We start from the raw sequence: 3,555 nt of genomic DNA, 5'->3' as shown, positions 1-3,555 counted from the left end.
GCACAAGTGATCTATCATCCAAAGAGCAAACAAATCATAGGGCTAGATATATCGAATGGCAGTCAGCATGACATTAAACTGGCAAGAAAAACGGTTAAGAAATTCAAACATTGTGAATATGTTATGATCGATTTAGTGAATAGCCACTAATTTTGTAGACACCTTTTAGTTAGATAAAATGGCTAATTAACGAGGTGCTTATGAGCAGTAAACGATACCCTGAAGAATTCAAAATTGAAGCAGTAAAACAAGTTACCGAGAAAGGTCATAGTGTGACCGAAGTTGCTGCACGTTTAGGAACCACCACACATAGTTTATATGCCTGGATTAAACGTTATGATCCACAGCAACCCAAGACAACAGAATCTACTGATCCAAGTGCAGAATTGGCAAAGTTAAAAAAAGAGCTGCAAAGGGTCACTGAAGAACGGGACATCTTAAAAAAGGCCGCGGTGTACTTCGCAAGCCAGTCCAAATGAGGTACGCCTTTATTCAGGACAACCTGCACATATGGCCTGTCCGTCGTTTATGTTCAGCTCTGGATGTTCATCACAGTGGTTATTACGCATGGTTAAAGCAACCCACCAGTAAAACTGCGAGGAAACGGCAACAGCTTTCGGGATTAATTAAACAGTTCTGGCTAGAATCTGGCGGAGTCTACGGCTATCGCAAGATTCACTGTGATTTAAAAGATGTTGGTGAAAGTTGCGGGATTAATCGAGTACATCGGTAAGCATCCGGCTAACACAGCCTTACCAAGCGATCCTATAAGCCTTAATTTGGTTCCCACTTAAAAACAAGTGGGGACTTAGTCTATGAGCATGGATCTATATTCTGCAGCACCTCCCGTTGCTAAAAAACGCAGAAAATACAGCAAAGAATTCAAACTCAGCATTGTAAATGCCTGCAAAGACCCTAATACCTCGATCGCCTCGGTCGCACTGAAGCATGGTCTTAATGCTAACCTCGTCAGTCGTTGGATTAGAATCTTCAGTCATCATGATGGTGTCGTGCAGGATCCTGCTCATGTTAAGCCAGCATTTATTGCTTTGCCTTATACAGCTGCGATCAGTCAACCTATTGATGTGATGATCACACTGCACATCACTGTGCCTCATACCAATAACGCGATCCAGTTAAAATGGCAGGCATCAGAAATGCCCGCCTTGGCAGAATTACTCAAGGCATTGGCAACATGATCCGCATCGATGAAATCTGGCTCTCTACCCAACCCATGGACATGCGTGCGGGGATGGATACTGCCATGGCTCAGGTGCTGAGAGCCTTTGGCTACATCAAACCGCATTGCGCCTACCTGTTCTGTAATAAACGTGGCCATCGTATGAAAGTGCTGGTACATGATGGATTAGGTATCTGGCTGTGTGCCCGGCGGCTGGAACAAGGTAAATTTCACTGGGTGCAGGTTCATCAGGGTGAAACCGTGGCCCTCAGCCCGGAACAGTTACAGGCACTGATCCAAGGTTTGCCCTGGCAGCGCATTGGACGACAGCAGGTGGTGACGATGCTTTAAACCAGGCTGTTCCATTCTGCTATTCTCCAAACGTTCTATTTCATTCTTCTCATGACCTCAGGCATACTGCGGTCATGAATACGCTGCCTGACTTAAGCCAACTGACCCATGAACAACTGCTGGAATTCACCAGACAGTTGGCGATGCAGCATCAGTCTCTAGCACAATCAAACCAGCAATTAGATGCCAGAGTTCAACATCTTGAAGTCACCAATCAGCAATTAGATTCTAAAGTTCAACATCTTTCTATTCTCAATCAAAAATACGAGCATGAACTCGCACTATTTAAACAGCACAAATTCGGCAGTAAAAACGAACATCTCACCGCAAAACAAATCCACCTATGGGATGAAGCGGTTGAAGAAGATATTGCTGCTGTTGATCTGGAATTAGAACGATTAAATGCAGATAAAACCGATGCAGCGACACAGAAAGCCAAAACCAATAAACCTAAACGTCGACTGCTGCCAGATCATCTACACACCATCCGTATTGAGCATGAACCTGCATCAACCCAATGCAGTTGTGGCTGCCAACTCCGTCGTATCGGCGAAGATGTCAGTGAAAAACTGCATTTCAGACCGGCACAGTTCTATAAGGAACAGCATGTGCGTGGTAAATGGGTCTGTGATCAGTGTGACACCCTGACCCAGCAAGCGATGCCCGCCTATGTGATTGATAAAGGCATTGCTTCACCTGAACTGCTCAGCCATGTGTTGGTATCGAAGTATGCCGATCATTTACCGCTGTACCGTCAACGTCTGATCTATCAGCGGGCGGGTATTGATTTATCCAGATCAACGTTATCCCTTGCGAAGCAGTGCTTCTCAGATAGGTCGCTGCGGTGTGGAACTGGAACCTCTGGCCAATGCCTTAAAAGAGGTGGTACTGCAACAGCAGGTGCTGCATGCAGATGAAACACCGGTCACCATCATGCGGATGGGTGAGAATGAGAAAAAACCGAAGAAAGGTTATGTCTGGGCCTATGCCACCACACAGTACAATCCAGTTCAGGCAGTGATCTATGACTTTCAGGATAGTCGTTCAGGTCAGCATGCTGAAGAGTTCCTGAAAGGCTGGCAGGGTCATCTGGTCTGTGATGATTACAGTGGTTATAAAGCACGCTTTAAATCAGGCCAGGTCATTGAGGTGGGCTGCATGGCCCATGCACGTCGTAAATTCCATGAACTGCATGTGACCGGGAAAAGTCAGGTCGCTGAACAGGCATTAGTGCTGATTCAGAAACTGTATGCCATAGAAGCAGAACTCAGGAAAAAGACGGATGGTACAGCGGAAGACCGCCGCGAATACCGACAACAGCATAGCCAACCGGTGATGCAACAACTATATGAATGGCTCAACCAACATCATCTGACGGTGCCATCGAGTTCTCCCACCGCCAAGGCCATCAATTACACTCTGAAGCGTTGGCCAGCTTTAAGCCGCTATCTGGATGATGGCAATCTACCGATTTGCAATAATTGGGTCGAGAATCAGATGCGTCCCTGGGCGTTGGGGCGCAAGAACTGGCTGTTTGCAGGTTCGCTGCGCAGTGGTCAGCGAGCGGCAAACATCATGACGTTAATCCAGTCAGCAAAGCTGAATGGGCTGGATCCGTATGCCTATTTAAGTGATGTGCTGAAAAGGCTGCCGACACATAAAGTGACCCAGATTGAAGAGTTACTGCCACACTGCTGGAAACCTAAATCGAATTAAAAATTGGTATGGGATTCAGCGGACGCTTACGTACATCGGCTCATGAAGGCGAATGGTCTCAAATCACAGCGTGGCTATCGTAAACCTAGAGCTCACGCTGGTAATCCAGCTATCGTTGCCGCAAACACTTTAGACCGCCAATTTAATCCAACTTATCCCAACCAAATATGGGTGACAGATATTAGTGTGCCGCAGCAAGCGGCGTAAGAGATGAGGGTATGGCCCCTCGCTATCGGCTTGCAGGAGCAGGTAGCAAACCACCATAAGCGGCTTGGATCAAAAGTCCCGGTCGTGAGCGTTATGGAAAA

General features: G+C 46.7%; 2 protein-coding genes and 4 pseudogenes. All 6 read left to right on the top strand.

The window, feature by feature from the left end; translation table 11 throughout:
• Positions 1-135, top strand: a pseudogene (locus tag FTU91_RS15875) (IS5/IS1182 family transposase); the annotation flags it as partial.
• Positions 136-200: 65 nt separating this feature from the next.
• A pseudogene (locus tag FTU91_RS16750) lies at positions 201-730 on the top strand (transposase); the annotation flags it as partial.
• Between the two features lie 85 nt (positions 731-815).
• Positions 816-1,199 (top strand): transposase, encoded by a 384-nt coding sequence (locus FTU91_RS15860; protein ID WP_180082818.1) that lies wholly within the window; start codon positions 816-818, stop codon positions 1,197-1,199.
• Positions 1,196-1,531 (top strand): IS66 family insertion sequence element accessory protein TnpB, encoded by a 336-nt coding sequence (tnpB, locus tag FTU91_RS15855; protein ID WP_180082817.1) that lies wholly within the window; start codon positions 1,196-1,198, stop codon positions 1,529-1,531. Before FTU91_RS15860 ends, tnpB begins: the two co-directional genes overlap by 4 nt.
• A 74-nt stretch (positions 1,532-1,605) precedes the next feature.
• Positions 1,606-3,247, top strand: a pseudogene (locus FTU91_RS15850) (IS66 family transposase).
• Positions 3,248-3,277: 30 nt separating this feature from the next.
• Positions 3,278-3,433, top strand: a pseudogene (locus FTU91_RS16745) (IS3 family transposase); the annotation flags it as partial.
• Positions 3,434-3,555 lie beyond the last annotated feature (122 nt).

Origin of the sequence: Acinetobacter sp. YH12201, from assembly GCF_013418145.1 — a bacterium.
In the GTDB taxonomy this organism is placed as follows: domain Bacteria; phylum Pseudomonadota; class Gammaproteobacteria; order Pseudomonadales; family Moraxellaceae; genus Acinetobacter.
This window is presented reverse-complemented; position numbering and strand designations above follow the sequence as displayed.